Source organism: Brevibacterium sp. XM4083 (assembly GCF_006489205.2).
Lineage (GTDB): Bacteria > Actinomycetota > Actinomycetes > Actinomycetales > Brevibacteriaceae > Brevibacterium.
Genome location: NZ_VFYR02000003.1, coordinates 269988 through 290559 on the forward strand (window position 1 = coordinate 269988; position 20572 = coordinate 290559).

The 20572-nt window shown below is 69.5% G+C and carries 17 protein-coding genes and 3 pseudogenes; 11 read left to right on the top strand and 9 right to left on the bottom strand.

The window, feature by feature from the left end; all coding sequences use genetic code 11:
* Nucleotides 1-21 precede the first annotated feature (21 nt).
* Together FJ887_RS10495 and erm are read left to right on the top strand one after the other, a co-directional pair.
* Nucleotides 22-618 carry an HdeD family acid-resistance protein gene (locus FJ887_RS10495; protein WP_137825002.1) on the top strand — a complete coding sequence of 199 codons (597 nt, stop codon included), beginning with the start codon at nucleotides 22-24 and terminating at the stop codon, nucleotides 616-618.
* A 353-nt stretch (nucleotides 619-971) separates the two neighbouring features.
* Nucleotides 972-1724: pseudogene (gene erm / locus FJ887_RS10500) on the top strand (23S ribosomal RNA methyltransferase Erm); the annotation flags it as partial.
* A 399-nt stretch (nucleotides 1725-2123) separates the two neighbouring features.
* Here erm and FJ887_RS10505 read toward each other — a convergent pair.
* From FJ887_RS10505 to FJ887_RS10525, 5 genes are all read right to left on the bottom strand, one after another.
* Entirely contained in the window at nucleotides 2124-3860 is a 1737-nt protein-coding gene (locus FJ887_RS10505) for a thiamine pyrophosphate-dependent enzyme (RefSeq protein WP_249356699.1), read from the bottom strand.
* 96 nt (nucleotides 3861-3956) lie between these two features.
* The gene (locus tag FJ887_RS10510) at nucleotides 3957-4622 is read right to left on the bottom strand and encodes a metal-dependent transcriptional regulator (protein WP_137825004.1); all 666 of its coding nucleotides are present in this window, start codon (nucleotides 4620-4622) and stop codon (nucleotides 3957-3959) included.
* A gap of 4 nt (nucleotides 4623-4626) precedes the next feature.
* Complete coding sequence (locus FJ887_RS10515; RefSeq protein ID WP_137825005.1) at nucleotides 4627-5580, bottom strand: sucrase ferredoxin; 954 nt, start codon at nucleotides 5578-5580, stop codon at nucleotides 4627-4629.
* 19 nt (nucleotides 5581-5599) lie between these two features.
* Entirely contained in the window at nucleotides 5600-6808 is a 1209-nt protein-coding gene (locus FJ887_RS10520) for a cupin domain-containing protein (protein WP_137825006.1), read from the bottom strand.
* Nucleotides 6805-7125: a hypothetical protein gene (locus FJ887_RS10525; RefSeq protein ID WP_137825007.1), complete on the bottom strand. Its 321-nt coding sequence runs from the start codon at nucleotides 7123-7125 to the stop codon at nucleotides 6805-6807. Before FJ887_RS10525 ends, FJ887_RS10520 begins: the two co-directional genes overlap by 4 nt.
* A gap of 304 nt (nucleotides 7126-7429) precedes the next feature.
* Between FJ887_RS10525 and FJ887_RS10530 the strand changes: the two genes are divergently transcribed.
* Nucleotides 7430-7951, top strand: coding sequence for a DUF2127 domain-containing protein (locus FJ887_RS10530; protein ID WP_137825008.1), 522 nt, complete (start codon nucleotides 7430-7432; stop codon nucleotides 7949-7951).
* Nucleotides 7952-7994: 43 nt separating this feature from the next.
* Here FJ887_RS10530 and FJ887_RS10535 read toward each other — a convergent pair whose 3' ends face one another.
* Nucleotides 7995-8657 (bottom strand): hypothetical protein, encoded by a 663-nt coding sequence (locus FJ887_RS10535; RefSeq protein WP_137825009.1) that lies wholly within the window; start codon nucleotides 8655-8657, stop codon nucleotides 7995-7997.
* Nucleotides 8658-8789: 132 nt separating this feature from the next.
* Between FJ887_RS10535 and FJ887_RS10540 the strand changes: the two genes are divergently transcribed.
* Entirely contained in the window at nucleotides 8790-10322 is a 1533-nt protein-coding gene (locus tag FJ887_RS10540) for a lipase maturation factor family protein (protein ID WP_249356700.1), read from the top strand.
* A gap of 160 nt (nucleotides 10323-10482) precedes the next feature.
* Here FJ887_RS10540 and FJ887_RS10545 read toward each other — a convergent pair.
* Nucleotides 10483-11682 (bottom strand): annotated as a pseudogene (locus tag FJ887_RS10545) (MFS transporter); the annotation flags it as partial.
* Here FJ887_RS10545 and FJ887_RS10550 point away from each other — a divergent pair.
* Nucleotides 11605-12405, top strand: a pseudogene (locus tag FJ887_RS10550) (LysR family transcriptional regulator); the annotation flags it as partial. The pseudogenes FJ887_RS10545 and FJ887_RS10550 overlap by 78 nt on opposite strands.
* A 54-nt stretch (nucleotides 12406-12459) precedes the next feature.
* On the opposite strand, the gene FJ887_RS10555 reads toward FJ887_RS10550, so the two are convergent.
* Complete coding sequence (locus FJ887_RS10555) at nucleotides 12460-13725, bottom strand: Nramp family divalent metal transporter (protein WP_249356701.1); 1266 nt, start codon at nucleotides 13723-13725, stop codon at nucleotides 12460-12462.
* Nucleotides 13726-13842: 117 nt separating this feature from the next.
* On the opposite strand from FJ887_RS10555, the gene FJ887_RS10560 reads away from it, so the two are divergent.
* From FJ887_RS10560 to FJ887_RS10580, 5 genes are all read left to right on the top strand, one after another.
* The gene (locus FJ887_RS10560; protein WP_137825013.1) at nucleotides 13843-14481 is read left to right on the top strand and encodes a TetR/AcrR family transcriptional regulator; all 639 of its coding nucleotides are present in this window, start codon (nucleotides 13843-13845) and stop codon (nucleotides 14479-14481) included.
* 187 nt (nucleotides 14482-14668) lie between these two features.
* On the top strand, nucleotides 14669-15484 hold the full coding sequence (locus FJ887_RS10565; protein WP_137825014.1) for a class I SAM-dependent methyltransferase: 816 nt from the start codon (nucleotides 14669-14671) through the stop codon (nucleotides 15482-15484).
* Between the two features lie 69 nt (nucleotides 15485-15553).
* Nucleotides 15554-16063, top strand: a complete 510-nt coding sequence (locus FJ887_RS10570) for a hypothetical protein (RefSeq protein WP_137825015.1) — start codon at nucleotides 15554-15556, stop codon at nucleotides 16061-16063.
* Nucleotides 16064-16116: 53 nt separating this feature from the next.
* Entirely contained in the window at nucleotides 16117-17568 is a 1452-nt protein-coding gene (locus FJ887_RS10575; RefSeq protein WP_137825016.1) for a cryptochrome/photolyase family protein, read from the top strand.
* Between the two features lie 48 nt (nucleotides 17569-17616).
* The gene (locus FJ887_RS10580; protein ID WP_137825017.1) at nucleotides 17617-18849 is read left to right on the top strand and encodes a methyltransferase domain-containing protein; all 1233 of its coding nucleotides are present in this window, start codon (nucleotides 17617-17619) and stop codon (nucleotides 18847-18849) included.
* Here the strand turns inward: FJ887_RS10580 and trpS are convergent.
* Complete coding sequence (gene trpS / locus FJ887_RS10585; protein ID WP_137825018.1) at nucleotides 18834-19883, bottom strand: tryptophan--tRNA ligase; 1050 nt, start codon at nucleotides 19881-19883, stop codon at nucleotides 18834-18836. The two genes, FJ887_RS10580 and trpS, sit on opposite strands and share 16 nt — an antisense overlap.
* Before the next feature lie 233 nt (nucleotides 19884-20116).
* Here trpS and FJ887_RS10590 point away from each other — a divergent pair, with 233 nt between their 5' ends.
* On the top strand, nucleotides 20117-20467 hold the full coding sequence (locus FJ887_RS10590) for a hypothetical protein (protein ID WP_137825019.1): 351 nt from the start codon (nucleotides 20117-20119) through the stop codon (nucleotides 20465-20467).
* Nucleotides 20468-20572: the final 105 nt, after the last annotated feature.

Here is a 20572-nt window from a genome sequence, read left to right on the forward strand (position 1 = left end):
CCCGCTGACTACGCTTGGTCCATGGACCTCAAACGCACCGGAACCGCCGTCATCGTCAATGGCGTCATCGCCCTCGCCGTCGGAGTCCTCATGATGGTCTGGCCCGGCGCGACCGCCGAGGTGGTCGCCCGGATCTTCGCCTGCTGGGTCGCGCTCATCGCCATCACCTCGCTCGTCCTCGCCCCGCGCGGCACCCGCGGCGGCGGCCGCATCCTGCGAACGATACTCATGCTCGCCTTCGCCGTCATCGTCTTCCTCGCCCCGATGCTCTTCGCCGCCGTCGTCACCGTGCTCGCGGGCCTGACGATCATCGCCGTGAGCACCTTCGGCATCGGCATCTCCGTCTTCGTGCGCCAGCTCGGCGTGCGCGCATGGTGGCTGCTGACGATCATCAGCGTCGTCGGCATCGTCATCGGCGGCTTCTTCCTCTTCGCCCCCGAGGCCGGCATCGCCGCCCTCGTCGTCACCCTCTCGATCTTCATCGCTCTCGTCGGCATCGCCCTCGTCTGGCTCGGCTGGCGCCTGCGGAAACTCGAAGCCCGCATCGCCGCCGACCCGCGCATCAACCGCCGAGGCGACGGCGGCGGTGAGATCATCAGCGGCGAAGTCATCGAATGACTGCCTCGGCGATGACCCTGGCTCCCGTGCGCGGACCTGTGCTAGCTTGATGACCATGGGTACATTGATTCGCTGCGCAGTGACTGCGTCCAGCATCGCCTACATCCGTGACCGTCGCGCCTGACAGCGCGCACGTTCCTCACCTCCTCCGGTCGCTGATCCGAGTCCGCCGCTGAGCCCCGCTCAGGGCCTGACAGGAACTCCCGCTCGACCGGATCGTCACTGATAACGCAGCTGCGCGCTGTCCTCCCGGAAGACCATCGGCATCCGGGCCTCCGCTGAACCGCTGTCACCAGCGACGACGCAGTGCGCAGCCTTGGGTGCTCTCCATTCCACTTCTGGAGCGCCACATCATGCGACCCCATTCCCAGGCAGGCGGCCGACACGAACTCGGCCAGAACTTCCTGCACTCACGCCAGACCATCGCCACGATCGCGGGCCTCGCCCGAGCCACCAGCGGTTCGATCCTCGAGATCGGACCCGGGGCCGGAGCGGTCACCGCGGAACTCGACCGGCTCGGCCGACCGCTCACGCTCGTGGAGATCGACGAAACGAGGATCGAAACCCTTGCCCACCGTTTCCCCCGCGCCCGCATCAGGCACGCCGATGCTCTGAGCACCGACCTCGACGCCGAGGTGGTCGTCGGCAACCTGCCCTTCCACCTCACGACGCCCATCCTCCGGCGCCTGCTCCGTGCTCGCACGTGGCAGTCGGCCATCCTGCTCACGCAGTGGGAGGTCGCGCGCAAGCGCGCCGGGGTCGGCGGATCGACGATGATGACCGCGCAGTGGAGTCCGTGGTTCGACTTCCGCCTCATCACCCGCGTGCCCGCCCACGCGTTCACCCCCAAACCGAGCGTCGACGGCGGCCTGCTCACCGTCGAACGCCTCTCAACCGGACTGGTCCCGCACCGGGATCGGGCCTCGTACCAGCAGTTCGTCCGAGCGGCCTTCACCGGTCGCGGACGCGGAATGAAAGGGATCCTCACGCACATGAAGCTCACCGATCAGCCCCACCTGCAATCGACCATGGACCGCAACGACATCGGAGGAGACGCCTTGCCACGCGAACTCACCCCCGCACAGTGGGCCGGACTCTATACGGCACTGGCCGCCGACCAGACCACCACGCCGACGACGGCACGAGGAAAGGAAGAGACAATGCAGAAGAAGAACGGCAGCGGAGCGAAGAAGCCCGCAGACCAGAAATCCCTCGCCGAGGCGGTCGCAGAGTCCGCCCCGATCACCGGATCCCAGCCGGTGATCACCGGGGAGATGCCCATCGTCGGTGCCGAGGCGCCGGCTCGACTCGAGGCTCCGATCCCCGGTGCCGACACCTCGGCGAAGAGCCATGACAAGGCTCATCTCCAGGCCGAGCGCGGCTACATGCCCCAGCACGGCAAGAGGTCCCAGCCGCAGCCGCGCTGGAATCTGCCGCGCCGCCAGGGGTGAGCCGACCCTGCGGGTCCACTCAGATCGGGTGGACCCGCAGGGCTGCTCCACCCCTCACAGCAGCTTGATGTTGTCCTTCGCCTCGTCCCACAGTTCGGGGATCTCTCCGTGGAGGGCCCGCTTGAAGACGCTGAGCGTGAACTTGCCGATGAGGTCGGCGTCGACGGTCGAGGGCAGCGCGAGCGCGCGCTTGTTGACGACGACATCGACGACGACCGGCCCGTCCTTGTAGGCGAGCGCCTCGGCGATCTGGTCACGCAGGCGCGCAGGGTCCTCGCAGCGGATGCCCTTGACGCCGAATCCCTCGGCGATCGCCGCATAGTTCGCGGCCGGGAACTCGGTGCCCCAGGGACGGAACCCGGCCTCCTGCTGTTCGATGTTGACGAAGTCGAGCTCCTCGTTGTTGAGGATGACGTGGACGATCGGCGACTTGTGCTGGCGTTCGGTGAGCAGGTCGCCGAGACCGAGCATCGAGAACCCGCCGTCCCCGCAGAGGGCGACGACCTGCCGTCCGGGCAGCGCCTTGGTCGCCCCGAACGCATACGGCGAGGCGTCGGCCATCGACGCCCACGAGTACGACCCGAACTGGAACCGATCACCGCCGAAGCTCATCTGGTGAGCGACCCAGATCACCGAGGTGCCGGTGTCGGCGGTGACGATCGCGTCGTCGTCGAGGAGGTCGTCGAGCACGGACGCGAGGTATTCGGGTCGGATCGGCGAGCGCTTCTCACCCCCGTCGACGTAGTGGCGCAGGCGCTTCCGCCAGCTCTCGGTGACGTGCTGTGCGGTGCGGAGGAACTCGTCGTTCCTCTTCGGCTCGATGAGCGGGAGGAGCTTCTCGAGGAAGACGCCGACGTCGGCGGGGATCGCGAGCTCGAGAGCCACCCGACGTCCCAGGTGGGAGGGGGTGTTGTCGACCTGGACGATCGTCGCGTGGCCGCGGTCGAGGAAGTCGGGGAACGGGAAGTCGGCCCCGAGCATGAGCATGACATCGGCATGCTTGATACAGTCGGCCGCCGCCCCGTATCCGAGCAGACCGGTCATGCCGACGGCATTGGGATTGTCGGCCTCCAGCCAGTTCTTGCCCTTGAGCGTGTAGCCGACGGGTGCCTTAGCTCTGTCGGAGAGCTGCTTGACGAGGTCGACGGCGTCGACGGTGCCGTTGCCGCCGAAGAGGAAGACCCGGTCGTGGCCGTTGATGAGATCGGCGACGGCCTGGACGTCCTCGTAGTGCGGGGTCAGGACGGAACCGCGGGAGGAGGCGTAGACCGCGCGCTCCTCGAGCGGCGACTTCGCATGGGCGACGTCACCGGGCAGGGCGATGACCGTGGGGCCGTGCTCCTCGGTGGCGACGGTGATCGCCTGCTGGAAGACCGCGCGCGCCTGGGTCGGGTTGACGACGCGACCGGTGTAGAGCGAGGCGGTGCGGAACAGGTCGTACGGGCTGACCTCTTCGATCGCCTCGGTGTCGATGATGTTCGTCTCGACGTCGCCGGCGATCGCGATGACCGGTGCCATCTCATGGAAGGCGTCGAGCAGGCCGTTGAGAAGGTGGGTGACGCCGGGACCGGCCGTGCCGCAGACGACGACGGGACCATCACTGAGCTGGGCGTCGGCCGAGGCGGCGAACGTGCCCCACTCCTCGTGTCGGACGTGGATGAACTCGATCTCCGGGTGTCGGGCGAGCGCGTCGATCGTCGGATTGAGTGCATCCCCGACGATTCCGTAGCATCGCTTCACGCCCGCCTGGATGAGCATGTCCCATAGGTCGTCGGCCACTGTTCGCGCCATGATGTGTCCCTCACTTTCGACGTTGTCTTCGACCCTAGTCCTGATTTTCGAACTTCTGAAGAGGGTTGGCTGTGAGTGACCCGACCGTGACCGCGCTCAGCCCAGATACACCGCCGAGGCGGCCGCTTCGTCGATGACGGACGTGCCGGCGGCGCCGATGACGGCGATCTCGACCGTCCCTCCCGAGGCCGCGCGTCTGACGACGACGGTCGACCCGGGCCGCACGCGCGCCTCGGCGAGGGTCGCGAGCACCTCGGGGTCGGCGTCGGAGACCCGCAGCACCTCGTACGACCCGGGGGCCGCCTCGGCGAGGAGAAGCGAGGAGTCATGGGACTGCACAGCTCCGTCGGATCCTGGGATCGGATCGCCGTGGGGGTCGGCGGCGGGATGGCCGAGGAACCCGTCGATCCGGTCGATGAGCAGATCGGACGCGGCATGCTCGAGCGCCTCGGCCTCATCGTGGACCTCGTCCCAGCTGTAGCCGAGCGACTCGACGAGGAACGTCTCGATGAGTCGGTGCCGCCGCACCATCGCCAGCGCGATGCTCTCTCCCGCCGCCGTCAGCTCCGGCGGACGGTAGGGCACCCGGTTGACGAGGCCGAGGTCGTCGAGGCGTTTGAGCACCTCGGTGACGTTGGCCTTCGTCGTCCCGAACCGCTGCGCGAGCGCAGTCGCCGTCATCGGATCCCCGCCCCACTCGCGCGCCGACCAGATCGCCTTGAGATAGTCCTGACTGACCTCCGACACTTCCCCTGCACGCATGTCGTCAGCGTAGTCGATCGTCAGCCGGGAGGACGGGAGCCGCGGTCACCGCGGTGACGGTGAAGACGTTGGCGACAGCGCGCTCGACTCCGCGGCACGTGAGGAAGTGCGGGTCCGACCGGGACACCGTGATGTCGACGTCGAAGGCCGCCGAGGCGGTCCGCCGATCGATGACCCGCACCGTCCACACCCCGTCGGCCGAATCGACGCCGCCGATCTCGTAGGCGAAGCGCCCGGCTGGTCCCCGCTCCTTGAGCACCGCGGCGACGGCGACCTGTTCGAGCGAGTTGAGGTCCGTGTAGCCGCGCAGATGGAAGCCGTCGATCTCATCGGCGAGGTGCCCGGCGATGACGTCGACCGCGGTGTCCTCATCGAGATCCCCGTAGTAGACGCCGTCGGGCACGACGAGGATGTTCGCCGCGAATCGATCACCGCCGACGTGCGTGCACTCCCACACGAGATCCGGCCACCGCTCTGCGAGCGCCGCGGCCACGGGACGCCCGCGCACCGCACAGCAGACATCGTGCTGCCCGTGGGCGCAGACGAGGACGACGGGCGGCAGAAGTCCCGTCTCGGACTGTGAGGTCTCGGACTGCGCGGCACACGCTTTGAGCGCCTCGACGATGGCGAGGAGATCGGAGTCGTCCTCCCACTCTCCCCACATCTGGTGGAGGCGGCCGGGACCTTCGAGGTGCATGACACCCCAGACACCGGGCCCGCCGCGCGTGCGCCGGCCGGGTCGGCGGATGAGAAGAATCCTCGCCCGCAGCGTCTGCGCGGCGTAGAAGACCTCGGACCGCACACGCCAGTCGATGTCGAGGCCCTCGAAGCCGTTGATCGGCCACCCGCCTCGGTGTTCGATGAGCACCCAGTACGTCCCGCGCGGGGCGGTGCCGACGATGCTGTCGCCGCGGTCACGGGCGGCGTTCGAACAGCGGAAGCCCCGGACCTCGCTCATCGTCACCTCACCGCCTGCCTCAGCCGAGGGCGGGCACGAGCGCACCGGCGGCGAGCAGCCGTTCGGCAAGCGGCCGACCGATGTCGGCCACCGACACCGGATCGCCGTCGAGGAGGGTGCGGACGTCGGGCAGCTCGGCGTCGGTGAAGTCGAACCAGCCGATCCGGGTGCGCAGGCGGTTCCCCTCAAGCGTCGCGTCGAGACCGGCGCGCAGTGTCAGCGGTGACGCGTCGTCGAGGTGCTTCATCGCCGCGTGCTGAGCGAGAGGACCCAACGGCGCCGGGCGCGCCTGCGACCGGCTGATGCGGTCGATGCTCGGATTCGGGTCGGCGGCGGTGAGGGCCGAGACCATGGCCTCCCTGATCGCCTCAAGCGTCTCGGCGTCCGGACGGCTCTGACCCAGCGGCAGGCTCGCGCGCATCTGCGGATCGTCCTGGAGCCGAGCGAGTGCCGCCTGCGCGAGCTGCTCGGCGACTCCGTACCGCGTCCAATTGTGGATGCCGAGGGTGAGGTGGATCGAGACATCACCCTGGGCGGTCGCGGCGTGGAGCCAGCCGCGCGGCAGATAGAGGGCGTCGCCGGGTTCGAGCACGGCGTCGATGACGGGCTCGGTCGTCGCCGCCCGGCCCACGGCCTCGCGTCGGTCGGTCCACGGCTGGTCACGCAGGGGAGCATCGAAGACGGGTTCGTGGATGACCCACCGCTTCGCGCCTTCGATCTGGAGGACGAAGACGTCGTGGACGTCGTAGTGGTCGTCGAAGCCCTGGTTCTGCGGCGGGGTGATGTAGGCGTTCGCCTGGACCGGGTTGCCGAGTTCGCGGCTGAGCGCGCTGGAGAACGCACCGATGGGCTCCCAGGTGCGCTGGAGCGCCTGGAGGACGAGGGTCGCTCCGGCATGGAACTGCTTCCACAGCTTCGTGTCATCGAGCTGGTCGCCGATCGTCGCGCCGACCCCGGCCGGGGAGGTGAACGACGCCGTCGGCAGGGTCGCGCCGTCCTTGGCGACCCGCAGGAACGGGGAGCGCAGACCGCGCGCGGAGATGAGCTCGTCGACGGCGCGGGAGGAGAAGAGGTCGGAGAAGTCGGAGACTCCGCGACTGAGCAGCGCTCGCCTGCCCCAATAGTCCTGGGCGAAGGTTCCGCGCGAGCAGTCGATGAGCCGGGATTCCAGCACCCCGGCGCCTGCAGCGGCGCCGGGGTGCTGGATCTCAGTGGTGGGGGTGCTCAAGGTCGGTCGGCTCCACCGTCGGCACCGCCGTCGTGAACACCGGGTTCACCCGATGCGCCGCCATCGGCAGGGCCTTCTGCTCCGCCGTCGGCACCGCCGTCCTGGACACCCGGGGTGCCCGCGGCACCGCCGTCGGCCGGACCCTCGGCGCCACCGTCAGCACCGCCGTCGTGGACACCGGGGGTGCCCGATGCGCCGCCGTCCGCGGGACCTTCGGCGCCGCCGTCGGCGCCACCGTCATGAACGCCAGGCGTGCCCGCGGCACCGCCGTCGGCCGGGCCCTCGGTTTCGTTAGGATCGAAGTTGGATTCCGTCATGATTCCTCCTTGATATCGCGTGGCAGCGGCGGCACCCGGTCAGCCGTCGATCCTGGCCGCGCTCGGGCCTGCGTCGTCCCCGGTTGGGACGAGCCGCCTTGCTGACAGGCTACGTGTCAAACCGTCCGTTGTGAACAGGGCTGACGAGGATTTTCGTCGAGTTCACCCGGCCCGGTCCGATGCCGTCCGCGCAGCGGTGAGACGAAGTCCGCGCAGCGCCGAGGCGGGCCGAGCGGACATAGAGTGGATTGAGCGCTGGCCGGTGCCGACGCCAGGCCACCGAGCGGAGAGGAGAGACACGACGATGCGCGAGAAGCTCCTCGACCTCGTCTTCCTCATCGGCGTGTTCGGCAAGGGGATCGACGGACTCGCCGAGGTGGTCGGCGGGGTCGTGCTCCTCCTCACCACACCCGCACAGCTGACTGGCGCCGCCCGGGCCCTCACCGCCGAGGAGCTCACCGAAGATCCCCACGACCTGCTGGCCACCCTCCTCCTGCACGGCACCGCCCACCTCGACGGACGGACGACGACCTTCGCGGCGCTCTATCTTCTCGTCCACGGCGTGGTCAAACTCGCCATCATTGCCGCGCTGCTCTTCGGCACCACACGCCTCTACCCGTGGGCCATCCTCGCCCTCACCGGGTTCCTCGTCTTCCAGATCTATCAGCTCGTCGTCTCGCCGGGGATCGGCCTCGTCGTCCTCAGCGTGCTCGACGCCCTCATCATCTGGCTGACATGGCGAGAATGGCGCCGCGGACGCACCGTCCGCGACGCCATCGCCGAAGTCCGCGCGTGGCGTCGCCCCCGACGCGGGACCGCCGACTGAACCGCAGGCCGTCCGCGCAGCGCCGAGGCGAAGTCCGCACAGCTCACCGTCCGGCGAGTTCCTGCGCCTTCTTCTCGATCTCCGGTTCGCCGGCGGCACTGAGGTCGATGACGCCTGCGGCGATGATGTGCTCGTGCAGCGGCTCGTGGCGGTGGGCGAGGAACTTCTCGAAGTCCTCGGCGGCGTTCGAGGTTCCCGTGCCGTGGCCGAGGAGGACGAAGTCGCGTCCCGCCGCGGCCTTGTCGATCTCCGTGACGAGGTCGTCGAAGAACCGGTCGAGGTCCTTCTTGTCGTCACGGCCGGTCTTCTTCTCCACCGTGCGCATGTGGTGGCCGCGCGAGTCCGGGTTCTTCTCGTGCTCGTGCTGGTCGACTTCGACATCGTGGGCGCTCAAGTCGAAGTCGTAGAAGCGCGCGTCCTCGTCGGTGAGCGTGACGACGAACAGGTGCCCCTCGCCCTCGGTCGACTCGTGCGCGGCGAAGAGGTGACGGGCGCGTTCGACGTCCTCGATGCTCACGAGCCCGTCGTGCTGACGGCGGAAGACGACACGGTGGCCGTTCATGTTCACCGCGAGGCGATCGCCCGACTCCTGTTCGACCCGGTCGGCGTAGTTCTCCCACATCGTGATGAAGTGCTTCCACTCGATGTCGCGCGGAGCGGGATGGCCGAGGATGGACTCCTTGGTCTTCTGGGGATGATCGCTCATGATGCCTCCTGGGGTGAGATGAGCGCGGGGATCGCGCCTCAGCCCCGACAATAGCCGCTTTTCGCTGTTGCCCCCATCCCCTATTCGCGCGATAGTCGAGTGCAAGGGCACCTGCGAGGCGAGGAGGACCGCGTGGACGTCACCGCTCTGCTTCCCCTGCTCGACGCGGGCGACTACACGATCGCCCGCGAGATCCTCCAACGCGGCTTCGCGGTCCTCTTCCTCATCGCCTTCGTCAACGCGTGGAACCAGTTTCCGCCCCTCCTCGGCGAGCACGGCCTCCTCCCCGCGCCGCGCTTCATCGCCCTGACGACGGCACGGCAGGCCCCGAGCCTCTTCCGCTGGAGACGCACCCCCTACTCCGATCGCAACCTCCGCATCGTCTGCGCCGTCGGCATCCTCCTCGCCCTCACCGTCATCGTCGGCCTCCCCCAGGCGGGACCCGCGTGGGCGCCGATTCCCGTGTTCCTCCTCATGTGGTGGCTCTACTTCTCGATCTCGGCGATCGGGCAGCGCTTCTACGGCTTCGGCTGGGAGAGCCTGCTCCTCGAGGCAGGATTCCTCGTCGGATTCCTCGGCTCCCACGCGGTCGCCCCGCCGCTGCTCATGATCCTCCTGCTGCGGTGGTTCACCGTCCGCGTCGAGTTCGGCGCCGGGATGATCAAGATGCGCGGGGACAGCTCGTGGCGTGATCTCACGGCGATGAACTACCACCACCAGACGCAGCCGATGCCCGGCCCGCTCAGCCGCACCGCCCACCTCAAACCGGCATGGTGGCACAAGGGCGAGACGCTCGGCAGTCACATCGTCCAGCTCATCGCCCCGTGGCTGCTCTTCCTCCCCCAGCCCATCGCCTCATTCGCCGCGGCCGCGATCATCATCACCCAGCTCGCACTCGTCATCACCGGCAACTACGCGTGGCTCAATTGGGCGACGATCCTGCTCGCGTGTGCGGGCATCAGCGACTCCTTCCTCCGCTGGATCATCGGCGGTCCGTGGCCGGAGTGGGGCATCGACGCCGTTGTCCGCACTGTCCAGGATCCCCTCGCCGAGGCGGCCGGCAGTTCCGCTGCCTATCCGCCGTCCCCGCTGTGGTGGGTGCTCCTCATCACCGCGTTCGTCATCTGGCAGGCCATCCTCAACATCCCGGCGCTGCGCAACCTCTTCTCTCCGCGGCAGCTGATGAACGCCCACTTCAACCGCTGGGGCCTCGGCAACGCCTATGGGGCGTTCGGGTCGATGTCGGAGACCCGTCACGAGATCGCCATCGAGGGCACGCTCGACCCCTCGGGCACGGCCGGGTGGAAGGAGTACGTCTTCAAGGGCAAGCCCGGTGACGTCACCCGGCGCGGACCCGTCGTCGCGCCCTACCATCTGCGGCTCGACTGGCTCATGTGGTTCGCCGCGCTCGGCGACTACCGGGACTCCTGGTTCCTCGCGCTCCTCGAACGCCTCGCGACCGGGGATCGGCTCATCCGTCGGCTGCTCGGCCCCGACCCGTTCGACGGGGAGGCTCCCGCCCTCATCCGCGCCCGGATGTTCACCTACCGGTATGCGACACGGGAGGAGCGTCGCGCGGCGCGGGCCGCGGGCGAGCCCGTGCCGTGGTGGGTCCGCTCCGACCCTGTGACGATCGTCCGTCCCGTCTCCCTGCGCGGCCGCTGAGTCCCGCGCAGGCCGCCCCGAGCAGGGCGAAGGCGACGGCGACCACGACGAACCCGACCGACCCGATGGCGAAGGCTCCGAGCACGGCGGTGCCGACGGCGACCCCGGCGTTGAGACCGGCGTTGTTCCAGCTCACCGCCGAGGCCCGATGCTCGGCGAACTCGACGCTCACGGTCGCCTGCGCGGTGCTGAAACACGCCCCACCGGCCGCGCACCAGACGAGCAGTGCCGCGATCGCCACCCCCACCTCGGCGACGGTGAAGACGACGACGATCATCCCGGCGAGGACGATCGCCCACCCCGCGAGCAGGCCCATGAGCGGCCATCCTCGCTGTCGCCACCGATCGACGAGGAGTCCGGAGGCATACGACCCGGCCATCGACCCCACTCCCACGGCACCGCCGAGGAGGCCCAGGTCGATGACGCTGAAGTCGAACCGGGAGGCGAAGACGACGCCGATGTACCCGTACGTCCCGATCCGCGCCGCCTGCGTGAGCGCGGTCGCGACGATGACCCCGGCGAAGCCGCGCCGGACCCACAACCCGAGCGAACTCCGCCACGCCTGCCGCGGCGTCCGGCGCACGCGGGTGCTCGCCTCCGGCTCGCGCAGTCGACCGGCGATGAGGAGACCCGCGACGAGCATCCCTGCGGCGACGGCAGCGAAGGCGAACCGCCAGCCCCACGTGGCGGCGAGCAGGCTCCCGATCGGCACCCCGACGATCTGCCCGGCCCCGTAGACCGCCGCACCCAGTGAGATCGCCCGGCCGCGTTCGTGATCAGCGGCGGTCTCTCCGAAGACGGCCCACATCGCCGGGGCCGCGAGGCCGCCGCCGATGCCGACGATCCCGTGGCAGAGAGCGAGCATCGGCTCGCTCACCGCGAGAGCGCACCCGATGTCACCGGCGACGAAGATCGCCAGGCCGGCGAGGATCGCCGTGCGCCGGTCCCACCGGTCGGTCAGCGCCGCGAGAACCGGACTGGAGACGGCGTACCCGAGGACGTACCCGGTCATCGTCCACGCGGCCGCAGCGTGTGAGACCCCGAGGTCGGTCGCGATCGCATCGAGCAGCGGCGGAACGAGGAAGAGCTGGGCACCCATGAGGAGGAAGACCGCGTGGAGGAGCCGGTGCTGGCTCCACGGTGTTGCGGTGGGCGCTGCGGTGGGAGCTGGGGATTCAGCGTCGTGACGTCGAGGGGTCATGACTCCACCCTGCGCCGGTGCAGGCGTCGGCATCCAAGACCGTTTCCCTCTCGGACGATAAGCAGGGGTTATCCTCGACTCGTGCAGCTCGAGCGCCTCGACTACTTCGTCGCCGTCGCCGAAGAACTCCACTTCGGTCGCGCCGCCGCACGTCTGCATCTCAGCCAGCCGGCCCTGTCCCAGCAGATCAAACGCCTCGAGTCCGACCTCGGCGTGACCCTGTGCGTGCGCTCCGCCCACGGCGTCGAGCTCACCCCGGCCGGTGCGGTCCTCGCCGACTCCGCCCGGGATCTCCTCACCCGCTACGCCCTGCTGCGCTCCGACGTCCGTGCCGTCGCCGACGGATCCGGCGGCACGCTCCGGCTCGCCCTCACGCGCTCCGACGGCGAGGGTATGGCCCGCAGCCTCCTCACGGCGCTGACCGACCGGTACCCGGAGATGACGGTCGAGGCCGAGTCGGGATGGACCGCGTGGAATCTTGCGTCCCTCGATGCCGGGGACATCGACGCCGCGATCGTGCGCACGCCCCTGGGACGCGCCGACCTCGAGCAGGCGACGCTCGGCACCTCGGAGATCGTCGCCGTCCTGCCGTCGTCGCATCCGCTCGCCCGACACCGCCGACTCCAGCGAGGCGACCTCCTCGCCTCACCCGTGATCTTCTGGCCGAGGCGCCAGGCGCCGGCCGCATACGATTCGGTCATCAGCGACCTCTTCGGTGCCGCGGCCGACTCCGTCCGGATCGCCCACGAGCCCGACGGTGAGAGCATCCTCGCCGCAGTCGCCGCCGGTCGCGGCATCGGCCTGCTCGACCGGGGACGCACCACGCGGCGCCGGGGTCTCGTCACCCGCCGGTTCACCGGCACTCCGCCGCACCTCGGCGTCGCGCTGGCCTGGAAATCCGGGCGGCGCAGCCCCGCGCTCAGGCGGCTCGTCGAGCTAGTCGATGCCGGCGACGAGGAGGGCGATGAGGACGACGTTGAGGACGATGATGAGGCTCGCGGCGGCGAGCGCGGCGACCGTGATCGCCCGCCCGTTGGCGAACTCGCCCATGACCGTCCGCATCCTCGTCAGCCGCACGAGCGGAACCATCGCAAAGGGGATCCCGAGGCTGAGGACGACCTGGCTGAGCACGAGCGCCCACGTCGGGTCGATGCCGATCGCGAGAACCGCGAGGGCCGGGAGCATCGTCACCGCCCGCTGCCACACGATCGGCACATCGACGCGCAGGAGGCCCTGCATGATCGAGGCCCCCGCATAGGATCCGACCGCCGAGGAGGCGAGCCCTGAGGCGAGCAGGCCGATGCCGAAGAGGAGGCCGACGACCTCGCCGAGGTTGGCCGTGACGACCGCGTGGGCGCCTTCGATCGTGTCCGTGCCCGACTCCCCGCGCAGCGCAGCCGCGGCGAGCAGGAGCATCGCGATGTTGACGGAGCCGGCGACGACGAGGGAGAGCGCGACATCCCACCGGCTCGCCCGCAGCAGGCGCGGAATCTCAGCCCGCGGCACCGTCCCGTGCCGGTCGACGGCGAGGGCCGAGTGGAGGTAGATCGCATGCGGCATCACCGTGGCCCCGAGCATCGAGGCGGCGAGCACGAGCGAGTTCGTGCCCTCGAGCTGCGGGACGAGGCCCCCGGCGGCCTGCCCCCAGTCGACGTCGCCGACGACGAGTCCGGCGAGGAAGCCGATCGCGATGATCGCGAGGAAGCCGATGATGACGAACTCGAAGGGCCGCTGCCCGCGCGTCGACTGGATGGAGAGGAGGACGAGGGAGACGACGCCGACGATGACCCCGCCGAGGAGGAGCGGCACGTCGAAGAGGATCTTCAGGGCGATGGCACCGCCGACCACCTCGGCGAGATCGGTGGCGACCGCGACGATCTCCGCCTGGCCCCAGTACGCGAGCCGTGACCTCCGGCCGAGGCGATCGCCGAGGAGGGCCGGCAGCGACTGTCCGGAGACGAGTCCGAGCTTCGCCGACAGGTACTGGACGAGGACGGCGATGAGGTTCGCGGCGACGAGCACCCAGACGAGGAGGTAGCCGTACTGCGCGCCGGCTGTGAGGTTAGCCGCGACGTTGCCGGGGTCGACATAGGCGACGGCCGCGACGAAGGCAGGACCGAGGAGGAGCACGAGCGAGGCGCGGGGCCGTGCCCGTGGGGTCGTGGGGCTCGCAGTGTGAGCCGTCGGGGAGTTCCTGCGCATGAAGTTAAGGTACATTAACTTTAATCGCCCGGCAACACGGGCGGCAGCACAGACATCGTCACCGAGCATTCACCTCGGCGCCTTGGCACCCGCACCGAGGCGGCGTATCGTTAAGCCATGCCCAGTGAACGTGTTCACTCAAATCCACCGCACCCCCAGGAATCCGCGCGCTCGCTCCAGCGCCGACGGACCGAGGATCGGATCATCACGGCCGCCGCCGACCTCTTCCTCGCCGCGGGATACCGGGCGACGACCATCCGCCGGGTCGCCGAGGCGGCGGGGGTGTCTGTGGGCCGGGTGATGGCGGTCGGGGACAAGGATGCTCTCCTCGTCGCGTGCTACGACCGGTGGATCGGGCAGCTCCAGGACGGCACCGCGGAGGTCCCGGCGACGATCGCGCGGACGGGCACCACCTCGGCGGTGCAGGACCATCTGCTCGGGATCTTCCTGCCGTTCCTCGAGTTCTTCGCCGCTCATGAGGACCTCTCCCGGGACTACGCGGCCGCGCTCATCCGCATCCACGGTCGGCCGCAGGTCTTCGACGGCCTCGCCCGGGATCTCCAGGCAGCCCTGCGGGACAACCTCGTGTCGATCGGGATCAGTGAGGACAATGCGCGGGCGAGCGCCGCGGCCCTCTACGACTCCTACATGGGCGTGATCTTCCGCTGGGCGGCCAGCGACATGAGTGCCGCCGACGCGGTCACAGCGCTTGCCGACATCATCGCCTTCCACACCCGCTTCCGCAGGACGCCATGACACTGCTGCCCGATCCGTGGTGGGTGCTCGCCCTCACCGTCCTCGTCCTCATCGGGTGCTTCCTCGTGTGAGCTCGTCGCCGGCGGGACGGTCGTGAACCGATTGCAACATTGCGGTGCTTCGGATCGCACGAGGACTCGGCTAGGCTCGAAGTGACGGCCGCCACGCCAGACGAAGGAGTGTGGAAATGCCCGAATTCGCCGACAGCAGCCGCGCTCGCGCCGAATCCCCGGCCGAACGCCATTCCCGGTGGACCTGGATCCACGAGACCGCCGCCATGACCGGGTGGAACTTCACCGCCCTCGAGGGCCGCCTCGTCGCCGACGACCCCCCGTGGGACTTCGACACGATGTGCCTCGAGGCCTGGGACGACGCGAGCACCGTCCTCGACATGGGCACGGGAGGCGGCGAGCGCCTCATCGCCCTCGTCAAGCGCTTCCGCGGCCGCCACCCCGGGACCGCGCCCGACCTCTCGATCGTCGCCACCGAAGGCTGGGCGCCGAACGTGCCGGTGGCCGCCGCCGCGCTCGAACCCTTCGGGATCGAGGTCAGCGACTACGACAGCGGCGACGGCGAGCCGCTGCCGTGGTCCGATGCGTCCTTCGACGTCGTGATGAACCGGCATGAGAGCTATGACATCGCCGAGGTGGCCCGTGTCCTCTCCCCCGGCGGACTCTTCCTCACCCAGCAGGTCGACGGCACCGAGGCGATCGAGTTCCGCAACTGGTTCGGCGGGGAACCCGAGCATCCGGAGATCCAGCTCGAACCGTGCGTCGACGCCGTCGAGGAGCAGGGACTGCGCGTCGAAGCGGCCCGCCGCTGGCAGGGGACGATGCGCTTCACCGACGTCGAGGCCGTCATCGAGTACCTCGCCTACGTGCCGTGGGACGTGCCCGACTTCGTCGTCGGCGACCACCTCGGCGGTCTGGAGCGCCTCGCCGCCGAGCGCCGCCCGATCGAGGTGACGCAGAAGCGCTTCCTCATCGCCGCGATCAAGGAGTGAGGTTATCCCGACCCCACCCATCGGGAAGCCGTCTGTGCCCCGGGAACGCGGTTCCGTAGCGTCGGGGACATGACCTCGCCGAACTTCTCGTATCCGCAGCCCACCGATGACGAACTGGCCGCGCAGATGCCGGCCGGCCCCTCCGCTCTCCGCACGCCCGCACCCCCAGTGCCCGGGCCTGTCGACCCCGTGACCGGGCTTGTCGACCCAGTGCCCGGATCCGCTGTGGCGGGTGCGCCGTCGCCGCGGCTCGGGAAGTGGGCGCTCGGGCTCACCCTCGGTGCTGCGGCACTGTCCCTCATCGCCTCGATGATCCTCGGGGCCACCGCGGGACCCGCCGAAGCCGCGAACGGACGCTACTTCTCCGACGCACCGGCGTGGCTGACGGTGCTCGGCACGACGCTCTTCGCTCTCCAGGGCCTGTGCACGCTGGCCGGGCTCAGCGGCCTCGTCATGGGCATCATCGCGACCGCCACCGACCGCGGCCGCACGCAGGGGATCATCGCCACGGCCGTCGCGATCTTCACCCCCGTCATCTCCTTCGCCCTCTTCCTCGTCCTCAGCTTCGCCCTGGTCTGAGACGGGTCGACCGGTCGCTCTGCGTGGTCTGCGACAGTGCGATAATCCCTGTCATGGCCTCCCACCCCCTCACCCTCGTCTGGTTCCGCGACGATCTGCGCGTCGCCGACCACGAGGCGCTCACCGCCGCCCGTGAAGCCGGCGATGTCGTGGCGATCTGGATCCGTGAGACCCGGGATGCCGAGGGCCGCGGACCGCGCCCGCTCGGGGCGGCAGCGCGCTGGTGGGCCCACGAATCCCTCGAGGTCCTCGAGGGGGAACTCGAGTCGCTCGGCATCCCGCTGCTCCTCGCTGCGGGGACTGCCGCCGACATCATCCCCGACGTCGCCGAGGGTCTTGGGGCGACGACGGTGCGCTGGTCGCGCCGCTATGCCCCGGCCTCCCACGCCCTCGACGAGGTCGTCGCCGGCACGCTGAGCGCACGCGGCATCGCGGCGGAGGGCTCGCGGGGCGCGCTTCTCGTCGAACCATGGGAGGTCACACCGTCCTCGGCGAGTGAGCACTACAAGGTCTTCACCCCGTTCTGGAACGCCGCCCGGGAGGTCCCCGTCGACCTGCCGCTGCCGGTCATCGAGGCGCAGTCACTGAGTGCGGCGACCGCCGTGCGCCTCGCCCGCGTCCGGCAGGACAGTCCCCACCTCCTCACCGCCATCACCGACCTTGGTCTGCTCGACGTCGTGGCCGGTGATCCGGCCTCCAACACCGGGTCGGGCGGGTTTCTGTGGTGGACGGACACGGTGGCCGCCCACTGGACACCGGGAGTCGTCGCTGCCGCGGAGGCGCTCGACCGCCTCGGCGAGCGCATCGACGGCTACGCCGAAGACCGGGACGTGCCCGGGGATCCTCAGGGGACATCGGCACTGTCGCCGCGCCTGCGGTTCGGTGAGGTCTCGCCGCGGCAGCTCCTCACCGCCGTCGCGGACCTCGCCGAGGTGGGGGCGGCGGATCGGCAGGCGTGGGTGCGGCAGCTGTACTGGCGGGAGTTCGCATGGCACCTCACCCACCATGTGCCCGACCTCGACTGGCAGCCGATGCGGCCGGAGTTCGCGCACTTCCCCTACGAGGACGATGACGAGGCGCTGCACGCGTGGCAGGCGGGACGGACGGGGATCGCACTCGTCGACGCAGGGATGCGGCAGCTGTGGGAGACCGGGTGGATGCACAACCGGGTCCGGATGGTCGTGGCGAGCCTGCTGACGAAGAACCTGCTGCTGGCCTGGCAGTCCGGGGAGCAGTGGTTCTGGGACACCCTCGTCGACGCCGATGAGGCGAACAATCCCGTGTCCTGGCAGTGGGTCGCCGGGTGCGGTGCCGACGCCTCCCCCTTCTTCCGGGTCTTCAATCCCGAGCGGCAGCGGGTCCGCTTCGACCCCGACGGGGTGTACGTGAGGCGGTGGCTCGGTGAGTCGGGGGACGCGGGCGAGCCGCTCGTCGACCTCGGCGAGTCCCGTCATGCCGCGCTCGCCGCCTACGATGCGATGAAGAGTGCGACCGCGGAGGGCTGAGCCCACTCCCGCCGGGGGCCGGCGACGCTGCCGCGTAAAATGGCAGGCATGACCACGCTGCCGCTCACTCCTGCCACGACCGTGGACGGACGCCTGGTCTGCCACTACTTCGAGGCCGACCGGTGCCGGTCGTGCGCCCTGCTCGGCACCCCGCACGACGAGCAGATCACGGATAAGGAGGCCTGGTGCCGCGAGGTCCTCGCCGCCCAAGCCCCCGCTGAGTGGCTGCCGGCCGCCTCGGGTCCCGACCATGACTTCCGCAACCGGGCGAAACTCGCCGTCGGCGGGGCTGCGGGTGCGGTGACGCTCGGCATCCTCGATGGGGACTTCCACGGCGTCGACCTGCGCGACTGCGGGATCCAGGTGCCGACGATCCGTGCTGTCATCCCCGTGCTCGCCGACTTCCTCGACGCGACCGGCCTCGACCCCTACGATGTCTCCGCCCGCCGAGGTGAGCTGAAGTTCGTCCACGTCACCGCGGCGCCCTCGGGGGAGCTCATGGTCCGCTTCGTCGTCCGCTCGCAGTTCGGACTCGAGGTCATCGCCTCCAGGACCGCGGCGCTGCGCGCGGCGATCCCGCAGGCGACCGTCGTCTCCGTCAACCTCCTCCCCGAGCACAAGGCGGCTCTTGAGGGCAGTCGGGAGGTCATGCTCGTCGGCGAATCGCTGCGGATGAACCTCGAGCGCGTCGACCTCCACCTGCGGCCGCAGAGCTTCTTCCAGACGAACACCGGGGTCGCGACCGCGCTCTGCGATCAGGTCGCGGACTGGGTCGACGAGATCGCCCCGGCCGCGCTGTGGGACCTCTACTGCGGGGTCGGCGGCTTCGCCCTGTGGAGCGCGTCCGGCAGCGGCGATGGCAGGCCGGCGCCGAGGCGCATCACCGGCATCGAGATCAGCGACCAGGCGATCGAGTCGGCGAAGCTCAGTGCCGCCGAACTCGGCGTCGCCGACGTCACGGAGTTCGTCGCGGGGGATGCCACCGAGGTTGCTGAGACCCGCCTCGGTGCCGGGGAGCGCCCGGACGCGATCATCGTCAATCCGCCTCGGCGCGGGATCGGATCGCGGCTGTCGACCGTGCTCGAGGACTCCGGGGTCGAGCACATCGTCTATTCGAGCTGCAATCCGCTCACCCTGGCCGCGGACCTCGACCGGATGCCGAGCTACGAGGTCACCCGAGCCCGCGTCTTCGACATGTTCCCGCACACGAAGCACCTCGAGGTCGCCGTCCTCCTGCGCCGCCGGGCGCGGGAGGCCACGACCGCTCACCTGCGCCCGTAATCCATCCCCATCGCGGTGCGCACTTCGTCGAGGGTCGCCTCGGCGATGACCTGAGCCCGCTCGTTGCCGGCGGCGAGGATCGCCTCGACCGCACCCCGATCCGCGGCCAGCTCGGCACGGCGCTGACGATGGTCGGTGAGGAACTCGTTGACCGCCTCGGCGGTGAGCGCTTTGAGGGCACCCGCACCGGCCTCACCGATCTCCGCGGCGATGGCCTGGGGCGTCCGACCCGAGCACACGGCCGCGGTCGTCAGCAGCGCCCCGATCCCCGGACGGTTCTCCGGATCGAACGTGATCGTCCGCTCGGCATCGGTCGGGGCCTTCCGGATCGCCTGCGCCGTCTCATCGGCGCTCATCCCCAGCGAGATGGCGTTGCCGTAGCTCTTCGACATCTTCCGCCCGTCGAGGCCGGGCAGCTCCGGGGTCGTCGTGAGCATCGCCTCGGGTTCGGGGAACACCCGGTCGTAGCGGTCGTTGAATCGCCGGGCGATCGTGCGGGTGATCTCCACGTGCGGCAGGTTGTCCTTGCCGACGGGAACGAGGCTGCCCTTGCAGAAGAGGATGTCGGCGGCCTGGTGAACGGGATAGGTGAGCAGCAGTCCGCTCAGGGGCCGATCCGAAGCGGCGAGTTCAGCTTTGACGGTGGGGTTGCGTCGCAGCTCGCTGTCGGTGACGAGGCTGAGGAACGGCAGAATCAGCTGGTTGAGTGCGGGGATCGCCGAGTGGGTGAAGATCGTCGTCCGTGCCGGGTCGATGCCCGCTGCGACGTAGTCGATGATCGCCTCCCGGACGTGGTCGGCGACGTTCGCCGAGGTCGCCCGATCGGTGATGACCTGATAGTCCGCGAGGACGATGAACGTCTCGATTCCCCGGTCCTGCAGGGCGACACGTTCGAGGATCGACCCGAAGAGGTGTCCGAGGTGCAGCCGGCCGGTGGGTCGTTCGCCGGTGAGCATCCGGAATCTCTGCGGGTGGTCGTCGATGTCGGCGCGCAGCTGCGGCATGCGATCAAGGGTCGCGGAATAGGAATCCATGGGTGTTCTCCTCAGGGTGTGCGAGTGCGGTGTCGGCGGCACGGGTCGCACGGAGAGTCCCACGTCGGATGCGGGCTGCCATGCAGCCCGCGGGTATGCGTCAGTCGGCTGCGTCGGAAGGCAGCCACCACCAGGTGAGTCCGGCGTTGCGCATGCTCGCAGTCTACGCCGCCGGATGCCGTGGCGGCGTCCACAGGGTGGTCAGTGCCCGATGGGAGCGTTAGAGTACCCGCATGTCGATCGCAGTGAACACCCAGGGCGTCGAACAGGCGCGCACCCTCATCCGAGACGGCAAGGTCGATCGCAACGATCGCGGAGACTGGTCGAAGGATCGCCCCAGCGCCGAGGACGAGGACGTCTTCATCTCCAACAACGGGTGGGACGCCTACGCGAAGTGGCACCTCGGCATCGACGAGTCGGCTGACCCGCGCACGAAGAAGGCCTACTCGTTCCCCTACGGCGACTTCGTCGTCGTCCACCGGGCCGGAGTCATCGCCGCAGAATCGCGTGCCGGGGAGTACAAGCACGCCGAGATCGAGAAAGCGGCGAAGGAGCTGCTCACCCTCATCGACGACGGCCAGTGACGGCCTGAAGTCCCAGAGCTGAGTCAGCCTGGAGCGGCGCCGGGCAGTCTGCGCCGCGTCCGCGGTGATTGTGTGCCAGGTCCATGGCGATCTGGGCTCTGTTTT

Excerpts from the sequence above, each read along its gene's own strand:
- FJ887_RS10570 (WP_137825015.1), top strand. The coding sequence starts at position 15,554 with ATGACCTCGCCGAACTTCTCGTATCCGCAGCCCACCGATGACGAACTG.
- FJ887_RS10565 (WP_137825014.1), top strand. The coding sequence starts at position 14,669 with ATGCCCGAATTCGCCGACAGCAGCCGCGCTCGCGCCGAATCCCCGGCC.
- trpS (WP_137825018.1), bottom strand. The coding sequence starts at position 19,883 with ATGGATTCCTATTCCGCGACCCTTGATCGCATGCCGCAGCTGCGCGCC.
- FJ887_RS10505 (WP_249356699.1), bottom strand. The coding sequence starts at position 3,860 with ATGGCGCGAACAGTGGCCGACGACCTATGGGACATGCTCATCCAGGCG.
- FJ887_RS10525 (WP_137825007.1), bottom strand. The coding sequence starts at position 7,125 with ATGACGGAATCCAACTTCGATCCTAACGAAACCGAGGGCCCGGCCGAC.
- FJ887_RS10530 (WP_137825008.1), top strand. The coding sequence starts at position 7,430 with ATGCGCGAGAAGCTCCTCGACCTCGTCTTCCTCATCGGCGTGTTCGGC.
- FJ887_RS10590 (WP_137825019.1), top strand. The coding sequence starts at position 20,117 with ATGTCGATCGCAGTGAACACCCAGGGCGTCGAACAGGCGCGCACCCTC.
- FJ887_RS10535 (WP_137825009.1), bottom strand. The coding sequence starts at position 8,657 with ATGAGCGATCATCCCCAGAAGACCAAGGAGTCCATCCTCGGCCATCCC.
- FJ887_RS10510 (WP_137825004.1), bottom strand. The coding sequence starts at position 4,622 with ATGCGTGCAGGGGAAGTGTCGGAGGTCAGTCAGGACTATCTCAAGGCG.
- FJ887_RS10515 (WP_137825005.1), bottom strand. The coding sequence starts at position 5,580 with ATGAGCGAGGTCCGGGGCTTCCGCTGTTCGAACGCCGCCCGTGACCGC.
- FJ887_RS10495 (WP_137825002.1), top strand. The coding sequence starts at position 22 with ATGGACCTCAAACGCACCGGAACCGCCGTCATCGTCAATGGCGTCATC.
- FJ887_RS10580 (WP_137825017.1), top strand. The coding sequence starts at position 17,617 with ATGACCACGCTGCCGCTCACTCCTGCCACGACCGTGGACGGACGCCTG.
- FJ887_RS10555 (WP_249356701.1), bottom strand. The coding sequence starts at position 13,725 with ATGCGCAGGAACTCCCCGACGGCTCACACTGCGAGCCCCACGACCCCA.
- FJ887_RS10575 (WP_137825016.1), top strand. The coding sequence starts at position 16,117 with ATGGCCTCCCACCCCCTCACCCTCGTCTGGTTCCGCGACGATCTGCGC.
- FJ887_RS10560 (WP_137825013.1), top strand. The coding sequence starts at position 13,843 with ATGCCCAGTGAACGTGTTCACTCAAATCCACCGCACCCCCAGGAATCC.